Source organism: Caviibacter abscessus (assembly GCF_001517835.1).
In the GTDB taxonomy this organism is placed as follows: domain Bacteria; phylum Fusobacteriota; class Fusobacteriia; order Fusobacteriales; family Leptotrichiaceae; genus Caviibacter; species Caviibacter abscessus.
Map to the genome: position 1 here is coordinate 196737 of NZ_LOQG01000011.1, position 17931 is coordinate 214667.

At 27.8% G+C, this 17931-nt stretch carries 13 protein-coding genes and 1 other RNA gene; all 14 read right to left on the reverse strand.

The window, feature by feature from the left end; translation table 11 throughout:
- Positions 1-19: 19 nt before the first annotated feature.
- The 14 genes from AWT63_RS02970 to AWT63_RS03035 all read right to left on the reverse strand — a co-directional run bounded on the left by AWT63_RS02970 (position 20) and on the right by AWT63_RS03035 (position 17823).
- Entirely contained in the window at positions 20-541 is a 522-nt protein-coding gene (locus AWT63_RS02970; RefSeq protein ID WP_068268350.1) for a GNAT family N-acetyltransferase, read from the reverse strand.
- Positions 535-4674: a hypothetical protein gene (locus AWT63_RS02975; RefSeq protein WP_068268351.1), complete on the reverse strand. Its 4140-nt coding sequence runs from the start codon at positions 4672-4674 to the stop codon at positions 535-537. Before AWT63_RS02975 ends, AWT63_RS02970 begins: the two co-directional genes overlap by 7 nt.
- A gap of 345 nt (positions 4675-5019) precedes the next feature.
- On the reverse strand, positions 5020-7536 hold the full coding sequence (gene clpB / locus AWT63_RS02980) for an ATP-dependent chaperone ClpB (protein WP_068268352.1): 2517 nt from the start codon (positions 7534-7536) through the stop codon (positions 5020-5022).
- Between the two features lie 130 nt (positions 7537-7666).
- Positions 7667-11233 (reverse strand): OmpA family protein, encoded by a 3567-nt coding sequence (locus AWT63_RS02985; RefSeq protein ID WP_068268353.1) that lies wholly within the window; start codon positions 11231-11233, stop codon positions 7667-7669.
- A gap of 152 nt (positions 11234-11385) precedes the next feature.
- Positions 11386-11997, reverse strand: coding sequence for a DNA-3-methyladenine glycosylase (locus tag AWT63_RS02990; RefSeq protein WP_068268354.1), 612 nt, complete (start codon positions 11995-11997; stop codon positions 11386-11388).
- 8 nt (positions 11998-12005) lie between these two features.
- The gene (hemW, locus tag AWT63_RS02995) at positions 12006-13088 is read right to left on the reverse strand and encodes a radical SAM family heme chaperone HemW (RefSeq protein ID WP_068268355.1); all 1083 of its coding nucleotides are present in this window, start codon (positions 13086-13088) and stop codon (positions 12006-12008) included.
- A gap of 44 nt (positions 13089-13132) precedes the next feature.
- Positions 13133-13464, reverse strand: an RNA gene (gene rnpB / locus AWT63_RS03000) — RNase P RNA component class A.
- 197 nt (positions 13465-13661) lie between these two features.
- On the reverse strand, positions 13662-14153 hold the full coding sequence (locus AWT63_RS03005) for a peptidylprolyl isomerase (protein ID WP_068268356.1): 492 nt from the start codon (positions 14151-14153) through the stop codon (positions 13662-13664).
- On the reverse strand, positions 14150-14722 hold the full coding sequence (pdxT, locus tag AWT63_RS03010) for a pyridoxal 5'-phosphate synthase glutaminase subunit PdxT (protein WP_068268357.1): 573 nt from the start codon (positions 14720-14722) through the stop codon (positions 14150-14152). The genes AWT63_RS03005 and pdxT overlap by 4 nt, the downstream gene beginning before the upstream one ends.
- Positions 14722-15594 (reverse strand): pyridoxal 5'-phosphate synthase lyase subunit PdxS, encoded by an 873-nt coding sequence (pdxS, locus tag AWT63_RS03015; protein WP_156414492.1) that lies wholly within the window; start codon positions 15592-15594, stop codon positions 14722-14724. Before pdxS ends, pdxT begins: the two co-directional genes overlap by 1 nt.
- Positions 15595-15677: 83 nt before the next feature.
- The gene (locus AWT63_RS03020) at positions 15678-16511 is read right to left on the reverse strand and encodes a hypothetical protein (protein ID WP_068268359.1); all 834 of its coding nucleotides are present in this window, start codon (positions 16509-16511) and stop codon (positions 15678-15680) included.
- A 184-nt stretch (positions 16512-16695) separates the two neighbouring features.
- The gene (locus AWT63_RS03025; RefSeq protein ID WP_068268360.1) at positions 16696-17079 is read right to left on the reverse strand and encodes a hypothetical protein; all 384 of its coding nucleotides are present in this window, start codon (positions 17077-17079) and stop codon (positions 16696-16698) included.
- A gap of 113 nt (positions 17080-17192) precedes the next feature.
- On the reverse strand, positions 17193-17399 hold the full coding sequence (locus tag AWT63_RS03030) for a hypothetical protein (RefSeq protein WP_068268361.1): 207 nt from the start codon (positions 17397-17399) through the stop codon (positions 17193-17195).
- 25 nt (positions 17400-17424) lie between these two features.
- A complete protein-coding gene (locus tag AWT63_RS03035) occupies positions 17425-17823 on the reverse strand; it encodes a hypothetical protein (RefSeq protein ID WP_068268362.1) in 399 nt (132 codons plus the stop codon).
- Between the last annotated feature and the right edge of the window lie 108 nt (positions 17824-17931).

Genomic DNA, 17931 nt, shown 5'->3' on the forward strand with positions numbered 1-17931 from the left:
CCTATATATACTATCACAATTATTTATTTTTGTAAACATTAAATTTTATGGTTATTATTGCATCTTCTACCGTATTATATCTTGTTTTCAAATTTGTATCTTTGTAATATTTAAACCCAGCTTTTTCCATAACTCTTTGTGACTGTTTATTTCTTTTATATGCATTACAGCTAATATATTCTATATCAAACTGCTTAAAATAGTATTCAACAATACTATTTATAGCTTCTGGCATTAAACCTTGACCCCAGTAATCCTTACTAAGCACATACCCTATTTCTTTACCAAACTTATTGTCATAAATACTACAGTCTCTAACACCTACTGAACCTATAACTTTATTGTTTTCTTTACAAACAATAGCATATTCTTCACTATTTATGAAAATTTTTAGTATCTCTAAACTTTCATCTTTATTCTTATGATGTACCCAACCTGCAAGTTCTCCTACGCCTTTAACTTTGGCATACTCATAAAAATCATCTAAATCTTCTAAAGTAAAAGGTCTTAATATAAGCCTTTTTGTTGTTATTTTTACCATTTAAACTCAAATCCTGTCTTAATATTTACATTTGTTCTCTTATATTTAGCATTTTCAAAACTTACCGGCACATTTATACTTGATGTCCATGATATTCCTTTTATTATATTGTATTTTGCCGATACTTCTGGTGATAATATATTTTTTGCTTTCAACATATTACTTCCAAATAATTTTAAATCATCTAGTAATACATTGTCAACCATTACATACTTAAGCTCTAATTTATGATTTATTCCAACTCCAATAAAGAACTCATCTATAACCTTAAAATTATATCCTAAATGAATATCACTATTAATGTTTATACTTTTGTATTGTAAATTATTTCTCACAGGTTTTTCAGGAATAACTTTATCCTCAACTTTTTCTTCTACTTTTTTAATAATTTGATCTTTGTATGAATTATCAAAATCTTTTCCATTTCTCTCTTCAATAATTTTCTTTATTTTATCATATTTATTTTGTTTATTGTCACTACTTCCAAAAGATACAATATTTTGATCAACAAATTGTTCTTTTACTTGTGGATCAATATATTTATTACTTGCTCTAATTTGCAAAGCATATACATTTTGTTTAATCTTTTCAATATGCTTTTCAAATGCTTTAGAAGTATATTTAACATTGTTATACTCCAAATCAACATTTGTTCTTACATTAAACCCAATTTCATTATCATAATCTAAATTAAGATATACTTTATACTTTTTATCAAACAAAATTTCAGTTTTATTTATTTCTCTATGATCAGAATATTTTTTTAATGGTACAAAATATACCCAAGCATCACCAAGAATTTGCCAAAAACTTCTATTCTTATCTTGTGCATAAGTTATATATGAATTTGAATTTTTATAATCTCCTAATGCCTTTAAATCTTCATCTTTTATTCTATACTCAGAATCTGTTATACTCGTGGTTTTAACTACAGCTTCTCCACTTTTTGATGAAAACCCTGTTCTTATTGTTAAATTATCACTTATCTTATCTACATTTACAAATGGTGTCAGTGTGTAATTTAAGTTATTTTCAAACTTAAAGTCTTTTAACTTATTATCAAATGCTGTTATTTCATCTTTTTTATTTCTATGTACTAATACTTCTTTTATTGTACTTTGTAGGTCATTTTTAAAGATTTGTTTATCTTTATTTATTTGTTTTTGTACTCCTGCTACTATACTTGTCTCTTTATTTAGTTCTAATTCTGTTCCATATTTTAAGTATATATCTTTATTCTCTTTTGATATTATTACTCTTGGTTTTAGTGGTAAATTCACTACTAATGGGTTTATTGATAAATCTATATTGGGATCTAGATCTTTTCCGTATAAGCTTACTTTTGCTGCTGATAAATCTGCAAATATATCATAATTTGCATATACTCCGTTTCTTTCTACTAATTCTACTCCTGCGTCTACTTTACCTTTTGTTCTTAAGTTAAATGCTTTATTCATGTCTGTAAATATATCAAAGTCTGAGCTTCCCAACAGATATTTAAACTCTGTCTTATACATTATATTTACACCTGAAAACTCACTTTTATTAAATGCTACTGGTAATTGAAACTCATTTCTTACCTCAAAACTTTTATATGGTCTATATGTTACTCCTATTTTTGGTGATAGTATATTGTATATGCTTCTCCATGAATTTTCTAATGGCTTCTTCTCTTTTTGTAACGCATCATCTGCATTAAACTTTCTTTTTGATTTTTCATCTTTTTTATCATTTATTTGACTTTTTTTCTCAAATGCTTTATCTACAAGCTTTTTCTCTGTCATTGTGCTTATATCTACGGATTTTCCTTCTAAATCTATAGGTTTTCCATCTTTATCCCTTTTAACAACATTAAGTTTGTAGTCTTCTCCATTCACTTTAAATGTTTCTGGCATTATATACCCATATTCACCATAATGTGATAATCCTAAATCTATATCCCATTTTGAACCTACTTTTATTCTATATCCTAAATATGTTTGGCTTACTAAATTAATATCTTTATACTTTAATACTGTTTCTTTTGCATTATTATCTTTTCCATTTTTAGTATATTTTAAACTAACATCAGTATAAGTTGTATCTAAGCTTGTTTGAGCTATGAAGCCTTTATACATTCCTTGTACATTTATTCCTGCTGTGTGTTGGATTTTTGTAAAGTCTAATTTTTTGTCATCTGATGATTTAATATCTGTTCTATCATTTATTCTTGAATGTAAATCAATTCTATATCCATTTCCAACATAACCTGCATTTAATTTTGCTGATATATTATTTGTTTGTTTTAACTCTTTTATTTCATCTAACTCTGTTTTTATTTTCGCAAGTGTTTCTTCTACTTTAAATATATTCTTTTCTTTTTCACTCGCGTGAAAATACATTGCTCTTGTAAGGTCTATTCCTCTCATTTCATAAGGATTTTTTAATATATTTGATATTTTTGTTACTGCATCAGCAACCAGTATTCTCTTACTCGCACGAAAAATGTATCCCAATATTTCACTTGCACCTGGACTTGAATTTGGAAACTCTTTTTTTAACTTACTAAGTCTATAATATTTATCAAAATCTGGAAGTGAATAATTAAATAAATCTTCTCCAAGATAATGCCAACGATTTGTTAGTTCATAATCTTTGTTAGATACAGTTAATGCTTGTGGCATTTCTGTTTTTGATCTTTCATTTGCTAAACCAAGCGTTTTAGGCTTATTAATTAAGGTTCCTGGTATATTGGGATCATTATATGTAAATCCATTAAAATATAGATAAGTTGGATCTAGTATCCCTGGATTTATTTCAAAAAAATCAAAATTGGATGTTAATCCTGGAAATAGCTGTTTAAAGTCATTGGGAACTTGTTTTATTAGTCCTAAATGTGATGTCTTTCTTCCATACCCTATTCCTGCTCTGTCTAATAATTTGCTAGTCACTGTTGTTAGTATTCCATTTAATACTTCTTTTTTTGAAGTGTATAGACTTGTTCCTTCTGTAACTGCATCTTGTATAATACTTTTGTTTTTAAGTAACGCTATCCCATCCCAAATAAGATGTCCACTAAGAGTTATACCGTTTTCAAGTTCCTCTAAAAGTTTTGAAATCTTTTTAGTTTCAGAATTTTTATGTATCTCATCTAAAAAAGTATTTACTGCTAACTTTACAGGACTGTCTCCAAATAGTGAGCCTGAATAATATCCAAGTAGTCTGTATGTCCCTTTGTATCCCGATACCTCTGCCTTCTCTAAATCTGCGTGATCTGCATCATATTTTTCTTTTGTACTTAAATCTACTCTTTCTTTCTTCTTCCATTTCTTAAAGTATTCTATTTTATCGTATCCTGGAGCTGCATATGATATATTTTCTATTTCTTCATTTATATCTAACTTCTCTCTATTGGTCGCAAACACCGGTCCTGCGTTAAAGTAAAAACCTTTGTATGAGCCTCCCAAGCTTGGATTTATCTCTGCTCTTTTACCTTGACCTCTTACATTTACAAAAGCTTGTATCGGATAATCTGCTAATGGATTAAATGTTACATTGTAGTCTACTTCTTTGTTTCCTATTTTTTCTTTTTCTTCTTCTATTTTATCTATTCCATACTTTTTCTTTTCTTCTCCTATTACATAATACTTTAATGTTCCATTTAAGTACTTGTTCTCTGATGTTAATGTTAATCTTAACTTATCTATTTCATTTTTTTCAATAAAATTTTCGTAATCATTATCTTTTCCTATTACATCTAATCCTAATCTTAATCCAAAATAATCTTCGCTAAGTTTTATTCCAAGTCTTTTTCTAAACTTGTATTCTTTTGATATATATCTTATTGCTAACTCTAAGTCTCTATTCTCTGGATATTTAGGTACATAATAATCTATTGTTTTTTTCTCTACTTGTTTTTCTATACTCTGATTTTTAGGTTCTTTCTTTTTGTCATAGTCTTGTACTTTTTTGGCAAATATTAGATCCATTGCTGGAAGTGCCATTCTTGATGCTTTTTCTGCCCCATCTGCTCCAAAATGGGTATCAATTCCAAATGTCACTTCTGCTTTTATTTTATCTTCTACCTTTGCATATGTCATTATTGACGCACTTAGGGCTGCTAATGACAGCAGTAATTTTTTATTTCTCTTCATATTTTTTCTCTTTTCGTCTTATCTTTAATAATTGCGTTTCATGATTAAAAAAATTTAAAGGTATATATTTTTTTTAATAACATTTATTTCAGGGTAATTTCATCACCTCCAAAATTAAATTTTTTAATAACATTGTTAAAAAAATTGTATCAAAAAATATATATTAATTTTAATAAATATAACGCAAAGAACATTTGATAATTAACTATAAATTGGACCATTCAACATCTTCCTCATCTAATCTTTTTTTAACTTATTTCTATTTTTTAATCAAAACAAACTGTTTTTAATTTTATAAAAAAAACCTTATAAAGCCTTTAATTTAAACTTTATAAGGTTATTTTTTTATTTAACAATATATATTAATTCATCATTTTTTGAATCAAGTAATATTTTTCCATGTTGCTTAAGTTCACCATTTAATATTTTTTTAGACAATTCAGTTTCTAATTCTCTTTGAATATATCTTTTAATTGGTCTTGCACCATATGCTTCATTATATGAATCTTTAGCAATTTTATCTAATGCTGCATCTGTATATTCAAGCTCAATAAATTGATCTTCTAATAATTTTGCAACATCTTTTATACATAATTCTACAATTTTTCTAACATTTTGTGAATCAAGTGCTCTAAATACAACAATATCATCTATTCTATTTAAAAATTCAGGTTTAAAATGTGCTTTCAAAATTTCCTGAACATTTTGTTCATTTTTACTTAATATATCTTGACTTCCCAAATTAGATGTCATTATTATTATAGTATTTTTGAAATTGACTATTTTTCCTTTACTATCAGTAAGTCTACCATCATCTAATACTTGTAGTAATAAATTAAATACATCCGGATGTGCTTTTTCTATTTCATCAAACAATATTACTGAATAAGGCTTTCTTCTGATAGCTTCTGTTAATTGTCCTCCTTCTTCATACCCTACATAACCTGGTGGTGCCCCAATTAATCTTGTTACACTGAATTTATCCATGTACTCACTCATATCAATTCTTACTATATTATTTTCATCGTCAAATAAATTGTATGCCAAAGTTTTTGCAAGATATGTTTTACCTACTCCTGTAGGTCCTAAGAATATGAAAGAACCTATAGGTCTATTAGGATCTTTAAGTCCTGCTCTTGATCTTAATATTGTTTTATAAATCGTATCAACTGCATCGTCTTGACCTATAACTCTTGATTTAATATTTTCATTTAATTTTAATATTTTTTCCTTTTCTTCTTCCATTAATTTTGATACAGGAATGCCTGTCCATTTAGCAATTACTTGAGTAATATTTTCTGTTGTTATAACTTTTTTAAGCATTGCTTCATTTTCGTTTTTCTTGTATTCTTCCAATTGTTTTTCAAGTTCAGGAATTACTTTATACTTTATCTCTCCTGCTTTTTCATAATTTATTTGTCTTGTATACTCTTCAAAATCAAGTTTAGCTTTTTCAAGTTTAGTTTGAACTTCCTTTAATTTTTCACTTTGTTTTTTTTCATTTTCCCAAAGAGATAATAATTCATCTTTTTTAGCTTTTTTATTTGCCAAATCTTTTTCAAGTTCAACATATCTCTTTTTACTTGCTTCATCATCTTCTTTTTTCAATGCTTGTTTTTCAATTTCAAGTTGAGTTACTTGTCTTGTAAGTTCATCAAGTTCTGTTGGCATTGAATCAAGTTCAGTTTTTAATTTAGCACAAGCTTCATCAATCAAATCAATTGCTTTATCAGGCAAAAATCTGTCAGATATGTATCTATCACTTAAAGTAACCGCACTAACTACAGCATTATCAGATATTCTCACCCCATGAAATTGTTCAAATTTTTCTTTTAAACCTCTTAAAACAGATATAGTTTCATCTATTGTAGGTTCATTAATTAATACAGGCTGAAATCTTCTTTCTAGAGCCGCATCTTTTTCAATATATTTTCTATATTCATCTAAAGTTGTTGCTCCTATTACTTTTATTTCACCTCTTGCAAGCATAGGTTTTAGTAAATTTGAGGCATCCATTGAACCTTCAGAAGACCCTGCACCTACAATATTATGTACTTCATCAATAAATAAGATGATTTTACCCTGACTTTGTTCAAGTGTATCAATTACATTTTTTAATCTTTCTTCAAATTCTCCTCTATATTTAGCTCCTGAAATTAAAGCTCCCATATCAAGAGAGAATATAGTTTTGTCTTTCAAATTTTCAGGCACATCACCTTTTAATATTCTCCAAGCTATACCTTCTGCAATAGCTGTTTTACCAACTCCAGGTTCACCAATTAATATAGGATTATTTTTATTTCTTCTTGATAAGATTTGTATAGTTCTTCTTATCTCATCATCTCTACCGATTATAGGGTCAATTTTACCAGATTTTGCAAGTTCAACTAAATCTCTTCCAAATTTTTCAAGCACTTCATAGCTATCTTCTGGATTTTCACTAGTTACTTTTTTATTTCCCCTTATGTTCTTTAATGCGTTCATAAACTGTTTTTTATCTACACCCATATCTTTAATATTCAATGAAGATAAAAATAAATGTTCTACACTTATATATTCATCGCCCATGTCACTTGCTATTTCTTCAGCCTTAACAATAGCACGACTAAGTTCTCCATTAGGACTTGGATTTGCATTTCCATTAACCTTTGGAAATCTATTTATAGCATCTTGAAGTTTATCAATAAATTCCTTTATATCATATCCCATTTTTGTAAGTATATTTGGTATTAAACCTGAAGGTTGACCAACTAAAGCAAGCATCAAATGTTCCAACCTTATTTCAGGATTTGAATATTTTATGGCGAAATTTGTTGCTTCAGATAAAGATAAATTAGCTTTTTCTGTAAACTTTTTATTCATAAATTATCACCTTTCCTTTTTTGAGCACTCAATGCACTAGAGTGCTAATAAATTTATTATATCACTTTCTTAATTATTGTCAATAGTTTTTAATAAAAAAAATTGAAGAGTTAAACTCTCCAATTTTAAACTATTTAACAACTATTTCAACTCTTCTATTTGCAAAATTCCCATTATTTACTTGATTATTAAATCCTAAGCTCGAAACTTTTCTTATATTTTGTTGATTTGTTAAACCTAAACTTATCATTAGTTCAGATACTTTATTTGCTCTAGCTAATCCTAATCTTAAATTATATTTTTCTCCAGCACTTATATCAGTGTGCCCTGTTATATCTATTATTCTATCAGGATATTTTTCATTAATTTCTTTTACTATTGCCTTAAGTTTTGCAATCTGAGCTTTTGTTGGCATAAATTTATCATTCACAAACTGATCTATAACATACAGTCTTTCTTTAAATCCTACTCCACCATTTTGTTTAAGTTCTTTAACAATTTCTTTTATTTCCTTGTTTTCTTTTTCAAGTTTTGATATTTTATCCTCAAGTTTTGAAATCTTATCAGCACCATATGTTGTATTATTATTTAATGTAAGTGCTTTTTTATTTGGAATAAAGTTTAAATTAAATCCTGCTGATACTCCAAATGTTTTTTGTGTGTCTATACCTGCACTTAGTTTATATACAAAGGTATTTGATGGCTCTGTTCCACTTATTCCAAGTGCAAATCCTCCTTGTTTATTGTAATAGACTGCTCCTGCTCCTATACTAAATAATTTATTATCTCCTACTTGTGGAATACTTGCCATTGCCATTGTCGTTGCTATTCCTCCACTTAGTTGTTTTGACATCTCTTTTGCTTCTTCTCTTACTTTTACAAATTCTTTATGTATCTTATCTCCTGATACTCCTCTTTTTTCTCCTGCTTTTATATCTCCATTTACTATGTCTTTTAATTGACTATAGTTTACCGCATCACTATTTTCTTTTCCATCTGCCAAGTTTGTTATTTTTACAGCACTATGTCCATTTCCACCTAATGTTATTTTATCTTTTGTAATACTATCATATTTTACAGCTATATCATCTAATTTTTGTATTTTTTCTGTATTTTTATCTACCTTTTCATTTGTTGTTTTCAATTCTTTTTCTATTTTATTTATTGATTCTGTATTTTCGGTTATTTTCTCCGTATTTTTTGTAACTTTATTAGAAACTTCTTTAAGTTCTTCCTTTGTTGCTGCATTATTTATTTTATCTTTAAGATTTTTATTTAAATGTTTCTCATCTATCGAATCATCTTTTAACTCTATTGTAAGATCTGCACTTCCAAATAGTCTTTCATTATTACCTGAAAGCGTTAATGTTTGTGATTTTACACTTCCTTTGTTAGCAATTTCTTCTTCAATATTTTTAATTTTTGCTTCATTTGTATTTATTTTAGATGTATTATTTACTATTTTTGCATTATTTTCAGCTATTTTAGTCATATTATTTGCAATAGAAGTTTTATTCTTATCTATTTCACCTCTATTTTTTTCAATACTGTCTGTATTTGTTTTTATGTTTTCTTTATTTACAGCAATTTCTTTTTTATTACCATCTATATTATTTCTATTTTTTTCTATTTCTTGTTCATTTTTGTCTATTTTTTCTTTGTTATTCTTTATATCTTGCTTATTCTTGTCTATTTGATTTTTATTAGCTTCTATTTTCGCTTTATTTTCATCAATAGCTTTAGCATTTTTTGCAATATTTGCTTTATTGTCTTCTATACTTTTTGCGTTTTTGGCTATATTTTCTTTATTTGCTTTTATATCTTCTGCGTTTTTAGCAATATTCTCTGTATTTTTAGCTATTTTATTGGTATTATCTTCTATTTTCGTTTTATTCTCTTGTATTTGTTTACTATTTTCAGCAATCGTTTTTTTGTTTTCATCAATAGCTAGTTTATTTTTATCTATTTGATCTTTGTTATTAGCTACTGCTATCATGTTATTTGAAATAGATGTTCTATTTTTACCTATTTCTTCTCTATTTGTTACAATATCACCTTTATTTGTTTGTATATTTTGTTCATTTACACCAATTCTCGTTTTATTACTTGATATACCATTTTCATTTTCTTCTATTTTTTGTTTATTTTTATCTATACTTTCTTTATTTTTCTTAATTTTTTGTGTATTACTTTCCATTTTTGATTTATTATCAGCAATAGCTCTTGTATTTTCCTCCATTTGAGAGTTATTACCTTCTATATCATTTTTTAACTCTTTAATAGCTTTTTCATTTTTATCTATTTTAGTACTTAACTCTGTTTTTACCTTATCCAATTGACTTCCATTTATGGCATCTTTAGAATTAGTATCCACCGTTCCATCTGCTACATTTGTTATTTTTTTACTATTTGCATTAAGTCCAGAACCATTAATATATACTAAATCACCAAATTGTACTCCTGTTTCTCCAATTACAACTTTGTTTGTCCCTGTCCCTGCTGTTACTTTTGTAAATTCAGGAGAATTAGCAAATTTAATAGTCAAAATACCGTCACTTATTTCCGTTTTCACATTTTTAGCATCTACATCTGATGTTGTATGACCACCTTTAATAGTTACAGTCTCCCCCAATTTAACCTTATGTGTTCCCGTATTTCCAGCAAATATTAAACCTTTTTCTGTTAATTCATTAATTTTGTCATTAAATTGTTTTAAGTTTACAGCTTCATCATCTTGAGTAGCATTTTTAATACCACTTAATGTAACTTTATCTCCATTATCTTTACCAAGTTTTACCTTCGTTTTGTTTTTATCTGTATATTTTACTACAATTTCATCAAGTTCTTTAATTTTACTATTTAACGCAACTGTTGCAGAATAAAGTTGAGATCCATTTACAGCATCTGTACTTTGTTCATCTATTAATCCCGCTGATACATTTTGCAATCTTCTTTCGCTACCTTGTGATCCGATAGTTACTATACCATTAGTTGTACCTGCAAAGTTTTTTAATTCTAATCCGTCAACACTTTGACTACTATATGTTTGTTCCAGACCTTTTGAAATAGATCCAGTATCTGTATAACTACTGCTATGTCCTAAATAAACTGAGTTTTCCTTAGTAGCTGTTATTTCATTTCCTAATGCTATAGTTTGTTCTCCGGATACTGTTGTAAAATTTCCTATTGCATATGAATTCGACACATTAACTTTAGTATCTGTTCCTATAGCATATGAAAAAAGTGCCATATTTCCTATAGAAGCTCCATCTCCTATTGCATAAGCACTTTCAGAACCTGTACCAACAGTTGCTTTTTGTCCTAAAGCATAAGAATTTTTCGCATTATTCCCAATTGACGCTTGTGTCCCCAAAGCATATGCAGATACAGATTGTTCACCTATACTAACTCCATATCCCATCGCATTTCCTAATACAGATTTTACTTCTGAGTTGTATCCAAATATTCCTATATAGTTTTGAGTTGCTTTAGATTTTGCACCTACAAGAGTTACACCGACAGTGCTCGTAGTTATACTACTGCCATCTCCAAATTGAACATTTCCTTCTCCATCTTTAGTCTTGCCAGTGGTGGGTTGTGCAAAGCACACCATTCCTGTAATAAGAAACATTATCAAAGTTTTTCTATCAAAACTGATTCTGTTTCTATACAGAACTCCTTTTAAATTTTTAATCATGTTTTTTCAATCCCCTTTTAATATAATTGCAAAATTATATCACTTTAGGTCAGTTAAAATCAATGCATTTTTCTCATTTCTTTCAAAAATCTTTTTTATGCAAACCTTTTCATTGGAATATAATAAAAAAACACCTATTAACATAGATGTTTTCAGTGTTCAAGCCAAGTATTTGTTTTTAGTTCTTTGCATCTCATATTAGAAACATATTTATTCCCATAAACAAAAAATCTTAATTTTCTTTTAGTCCAAATTCCTTTATCAGGTATTCCAATTCTTGCAGAACTATCTATTTTTAAAGGCTTTTTACTATTTTCAAAGTCAATAAAAAGCTCATTTTCCTGCATAAACTTCATATTAAGCTCATCTGTTATCCCCATTGCTTTTGTAAGTTTTCCAGGACCATTACTAATTAGAATTCCTTTTTTTCCTCTATTCTTTTCCATTATCTCAATTTCATAAACAGGTTCAATCGCCCTTATTAATACTGCTTGTGGGTTATTCTCCTCACACGAAACAATATTTAACATTTTGTGTGTATGCATAATATAAATATATATAGTTCCACACTTTTTATACATAGCCTCATTTTTTTTATTTCTTTTTGCCATATAACTATGACAAGCTTTATCTTTTATACCTAAATATGCTTCAGTTTCTACAATATATCCACCTATTAATTTACCTTCTGTTTTTATCAAAAGAAGTTTACCAAGTAAATTTTTAGCAAGAGAAATTGTATCCTGACTAAAAAAATTATCCATATCCCACCTTATATTAACTCAAGTATAACAGTATCACCTAGCAATATCCCTTTTTTCGTCAAATAAATTCTATCTTCTTTTTTTTCAATAAGACCTTCTTTTATCAATTTATTTATCTTATCTTTATCTTCTTCATAATATCTTATCCCTTTATTTAGTCTTCTAAGACCAAGCATATACTCAAGTTCTTTCAAATCATTTTTATTAACATTTTCAACAGTTCTTTCATTTATAGGTATAATATTTTCATCAATTTTTTTATAATAACTTAATAATTTTCTTTCTTTTTCATATCTTTTATTGTTATAAAAACTTGAAGCACTAATACCTACACCAATAAATTCTTCATTATTCCAATACTTCATATTGTGTCTACCATATTTTTTATTTTTACAAAAGCTTGATATTTCGTAATGTTCATAACCTTGTTTTATTAAATTATCCATTACATATACAAACATATTCGCTTCCGTATCATCGTCCAATTTTTCTATTTTTTTCTCTTTTAAAAGTTTAGAAAATCTTGACCCGTCTTCCCAAATTAAAGAATATATGGAAATATGTTCTGGGTTAAGCTCTTTCACTTTATCCAAATCATATGCCAAATCTTTCATACTTTGACTAGGTACAGCAAATATTAAGTCTATTGATATATTGTCAAATCCTGCTTTTCTGGCATCATAATATGTTTTTATACTATCACTTGAATTATGTTCTCTATTCATTAAAGAAAGTATGTCATCATTAAAACTTTGCATACCTATGCTAAGTCTATTTATTCCTATTTTTCTTAACTCCTTTAATTTTTCACAGTCCATGTCCGTTGGATTTAATTCAAGTGTTATTTCAGTATTTTTATCATAATCAAGATTTGATAATACTTGCTTTATTTGTGAAACACTTAGTACCGAAGGCGTTCCTCCACCAAAATATATTGTGTCATATTTATATTTTGGGTAAAGATTAATTTCTTTAATTAAGTATTCCACATATTTATCATACATATTTGACATATTTGTTAAAATATAGAAATCACAGTAACTGCATTTTCTATTACAAAAAGGAATATGAATATATATACTATTAACCATCAAAAAGTTCCTTTCTAATAAAAAAAATAGCTAAAAAGCTATTTGCCTTTGGCACTTAATAAGCCGAATTCTGTGTTTGTTAATCATTTTTCTAATTTCATATTTGCATATGAACTCAAGCGAATAACCCAAAGACATAGCGGGCAACTATATAAGTCTTTAATACATTCTTGCTTCAAGAGGGGTTTACCTATCTAAATTAGTCTCCTAATCTAATGGTGAGCTCTTACCTCGCCGTTTCACCCTTACAATACAAATTGCGGTTTCTTTTCTGTGGCACTTTCCTTAAAATTACTTTTAGCATCCGTTAGATGCCTCTTTGCCCTGTGAAGTTCGGACTTTCCTCAGGAAAATCTGCGATTAACTCAAGTACCAAAGGTAATTTATTATACAACGTTTTATATATTATGTATAGTCTATTTTTACTCTAACTCATTTCATCATATTGCTTCAATTATTCTTAAATAAAAAAAACTTTTGTTGTTTTTCTTTGCTTTTAAAACTTTTTATTATATAAAAAAACACATTTTTAAACCTATGAAATAGATCTTAAAATGTGCTCTCAAAATATTATTAAATATTGAACTTTTTAATTAATTCTTCGTTTTCTTCTAAATATTTATCTACATCTCCAAAAAGTTCTATTGTTTCTATTTTATCGCCTTGTTTTATACTATTTACAACTTCTTGATCTTCTTGTGATACAACTTTTCCAAAAATTGTATGATGATAATTAAGCCAAGGTGTTGGAACATGTGTTATAAATATTTGTGAACCATTTGTATTAGGACCTGCATTTGCCATAGCAAGTATTCCAGGAGTATCAAAAACTACACCTTCAACAAATTCATCAGTAAATTTATAACCCGGTCCTCCCATACCTGTTCCTGTTGGATCTCCAGTTTGTATCATAAAATCTTCTATTACTCTATGAAAAATTATGTCATTATAAAACTTTTTATTAATTAAACTCACAAAATTTGCCACTGTAATAGGAGAAATTTCTGGCATTAAATTTAAATTTATTTCACCTTTATTTGTAATAATTTTTGCACTTATACTCATTTATTTTCTCCAATCATTTCAATAAAATATTTATGTACACTCGTATCATCAGATAACTCTGGATGATATGAGGTAACTAATATATTATTTTGTCTTGCTGCAACAATATTACCATTAACTGTTGACATTATTTTTACATTTTCTCCTATTTTTTCAATATAAGGAGCTCTGATAAATACCATAGGAACAATACCTACATCTTCAAATTTATCTCTAGTTACAAAACTTCCTAATTGTCTACCATAAGCATTTCTTTTAACTTCAATATCCATAACTGCTAAATGTACTTTATCGTCGTTTAATATTTTTTTAGCTAAAAGTATCATACCTGCACAAGTTCCAAAAGCGGGTAATCCCTTTTCTATTTTTGATTTTAGTTCATCATATATATCTAAATCTCTTAACAGTTTTCCTATTGCTGTACTTTCTCCACCTGGTAAAATTATACCATCCATATGTTTTTGCATATCAGATTTTTTACGAATTTCAAAGTAATCAACACCTAATTTATTAAGAATTTGTTCATGTTCAATAAATGCTCCTTGTAATGCTAATACTCCTATTACCATTATATTCCTCTTTCAGCCATAAGTATTTTTATTTCATTTTCATTTATTCCAACCATAGCTTCTCCTAAATTTTCAGATATTTTAGCTAAAATTTTAGGGTCATTATAATTCGTAACAGCTTCAACTATCGCTTTAGCTCTTTTTTCCGGATCACCTGATTTAAATATTCCAGAACCTACAAATACTCCTTCAGCTCCTAGTTGCATCATAAGTGCCGCATCAGCAGGTGTAGCAACTCCTCCAGCTGCAAAATTAACAACAGGTAGTTTACCATTTTCATGAACATATAAAACTAGATCATATGGTACTTGTAATTCTTTTGCTGCAAAATACAGTTCATCTTCAGTCATTGATTGAACTCTTCTAATATCTTCATTCATTTTTCTTATATGACGTACAGCTTGAATAATATCTCCTGTTCCAGGTTCTCCTTTTGTTCTTATCATTGAAGCTCCTTCATTTATTCTTCTTAAAGCCTCTCCTAAATCTTTTGCACCACATACAAATGGAACATTAAATTTTCTTTTATTTATATGTAATCTGTCATCTGCTGGAGACAACACTTCACTTTCATCAATATAATCAATTTCTATTGCTTCTAATATTTGTGCTTCAACAAAATGTCCTATTCTTGCTTTTGCCATTACAGGTATACTAACAGCTTCTTGTATGCTTTTTATCATAGCAGGGTCACTCATTCTTGACACGCCACCAGCTGCACGTATATCAGCAGGTATTCTTTCTAAAGCCATAACTGCTGCTGCACCTGCTTTTTCAGCTATTCTTGCTTGTTCAGGTGTAGAAACGTCCATTATAACTCCACCTTTTAGCATTTGTGCCAAATTTTTATTTAATTCATATCTTTCATTCATAATTTAACTTCCCCCTTTTACATAGTTCATTATACATTATAGTGAAGTTTTTATCAATTATTACTAAAAAATTTTATACAGTATTAAAATTTAAATCTATAACCAAAGCCAAAAGTAATAAATTTAGGATAACCTGCACCTAACTCAATTTCAAAATTTTTGTAATCTACTCCAAAATAGCCTCTTGCATGTGGGAGGATAAATTTTCTTCTTTCAAGAACAAATTTTAAATCTATTCCTGTTGATTTTTCACTATCAGATTCAGCAATACAATGATGAAGTGCTATATCTGCTCCCAAATCTGCTCCTACATAAACCGAAAAATCTGAATTTACGATTTTTTCGATTTCTAGTGTACTAAATACACTAAAATTTGCATCAATATGTCCTTCTGCTAAATTTACCATACCGTCAAGATTTGTAAAATATATTTTTTTTGCTCTTTTTTCTTCTTGTTCTTCCTCTTTTAATTTTCTTAATAAATCTGTATTTTCTAATAAGTAGCTACTCTCTCCACTTCCCAGATTAGGTAGTGAAGGATTATTTTTTCCAGTTGTATCATTTTTATATTTATTCTTAGGTCTAAAACCTGTATGTAACGGTTTATCATATTGTATATATATACTTGAACCTACTCCGATTTTAATTTTAATATCTTCTTTTAATGAAAAATTTTTAAAAAATTTGGCTTGTAGTTCTCCTGACATAGCATATCTTTCAAGAGTGGCTTCTTTATTTACTTTATTTGTATTTTTTTCACTATCATAATACCAAGCTGCGTCTCTAACTAATCCTATATTTATTCCAATTTTAACTTCTTTATCTTTCCTAGTATAACCCCCCCCCAGTGTATTTTTAGATGACGCAAAAATTAAATTTGCTGACATAATTAATATAGCAAATAATATTTTTTTCATTTTATCTCCTTATTAATAAAATTTTTCATTATATTATACACTTAGATAATATAAAAAAACAAGCGGAAATTTCAAAGTCTACGTTTAAAATCCCACTTTGTTTTTATTTTATTTATATTTAAAATTTAAATCTATATCCAAAACCAAGTGTAATAAATTTTGGATATCCTGCTCCTACTTCAATTTAAAAATTTTTGTAATCTACTCCAAAATAGCCTCTTGCATGTGGTAGTATGAATTTTCTTCTTTCAAGTACATATCTCGTACCAGTAGCAACTTTTTTACTTGATTCAGCAATACAGTGATGAAGTGCTATATCTACACCTAAATCAGCTCCTGCATAAATTGAAAAATCGGGTTTTACTATCTTTTCAACTTCAAGTGTACCAAATAAAGTAAAGTTTGCATCAATATGTCCTTTTGCTAAATTCGCCATACCATCAACATTAAAAAAAGAACTACCTGATGATTTTGATTCTGTTTCTAATTTATTTAATAAATCGGTACTCCCCGATAAATGCTCCTTATTTGTTATTGGTAATTCTGGATCTCTTGTTTTATCTATCATTATTTTGTTTTCATTAGATTTAAAACTTGTATTTAATGGTTTATCATATTGAATATATATACTTGATCCTACTCCAACTTTAATATTAAGCTCTTTTTTTAGTGAAAAACTTTTTAAAATTTAGTTTGTAACTCTCCTGACATTGCATATCTTTCAAGTGTTGCTTCTCTATATATATATTTATTCCATGCTACACCATTATAAAACCAAGCTGAATCATTAACTAACCCTATATTAACTCCAATCTTAATTTCTTTGTCTTTAGCTGTACAAATTAAATTTGTCGATAAAAGTAAGATAATAAAAAATACTTTTTTCATATCCTCTCCTTATTATTGTTTTATATTAAAATTTAAATCTATACCCAATACCAAATGTAATAAATTTTGGATAACCTGCACCTAACTCAATTTCAAAATTCTTGTAATCTACTCCAAAATAACCTCTTGCATGTGGAAGTATTAACTTTCTTCTTTCAAGAATATATTTCCTACTATATCCAATTTTTTCTTTGTTAGCATTAGATTCAGCAATATAATTATGTAGTGCTATATCTAATCCTAAATCTGCTCCTGCATAAATTGAAAAATCTGAGTTTACTATTTTTTCAATTTCAACTGTACCAAATATAGTAAAGTTTGCATCAATATGTCCTTTTGCTAAATTTACCATACCTTTAAGATTTGTAAAATGTTCCTTTTTTTCAGTTTTTTCAGCTTGTTCTTCTTGTTGTAATTGATTCAATAAGTCTCTTTCTTTAGTTAAATGACCTCCATGTGCAGGATTAAGAGTTGGTATTTCTGGATTATTATTTCCTAATTTATCATTTTTAATTTTTTCCTTAACTTTAAA

Excerpts from the sequence above, each read along its gene's own strand:
- AWT63_RS02970 (WP_068268350.1), bottom strand. The coding sequence starts at position 541 with ATGGTAAAAATAACAACAAAAAGGCTTATATTAAGACCTTTTACTTTA.
- AWT63_RS02975 (WP_068268351.1), bottom strand. The coding sequence starts at position 4,674 with ATGAAGAGAAATAAAAAATTACTGCTGTCATTAGCAGCCCTAAGTGCG.
- clpB (WP_068268352.1), bottom strand. The coding sequence starts at position 7,536 with ATGAATAAAAAGTTTACAGAAAAAGCTAATTTATCTTTATCTGAAGCA.
- AWT63_RS02985 (WP_068268353.1), bottom strand. The coding sequence starts at position 11,233 with ATGATTAAAAATTTAAAAGGAGTTCTGTATAGAAACAGAATCAGTTTT.
- AWT63_RS02990 (WP_068268354.1), bottom strand. The coding sequence starts at position 11,997 with ATGGATAATTTTTTTAGTCAGGATACAATTTCTCTTGCTAAAAATTTA.
- hemW (WP_068268355.1), bottom strand. The coding sequence starts at position 13,088 with ATGGTTAATAGTATATATATTCATATTCCTTTTTGTAATAGAAAATGC.
- AWT63_RS03005 (WP_068268356.1), bottom strand. The coding sequence starts at position 14,153 with ATGAGTATAAGTGCAAAAATTATTACAAATAAAGGTGAAATAAATTTA.
- pdxT (WP_068268357.1), bottom strand. The coding sequence starts at position 14,722 with ATGGTAATAGGAGTATTAGCATTACAAGGAGCATTTATTGAACATGAA.
- pdxS (WP_156414492.1), bottom strand. The coding sequence starts at position 15,594 with ATGAATGAAAGATATGAATTAAATAAAAATTTGGCACAAATGCTAAAA.
- AWT63_RS03020 (WP_068268359.1), bottom strand. The coding sequence starts at position 16,511 with ATGAAAAAAATATTATTTGCTATATTAATTATGTCAGCAAATTTAATT.
- AWT63_RS03025 (WP_068268360.1), bottom strand. The coding sequence starts at position 17,079 with ATGATAGATAAAACAAGAGATCCAGAATTACCAATAACAAATAAGGAG.
- AWT63_RS03030 (WP_068268361.1), bottom strand. The coding sequence starts at position 17,399 with ATGAAAAAAGTATTTTTTATTATCTTACTTTTATCGACAAATTTAATT.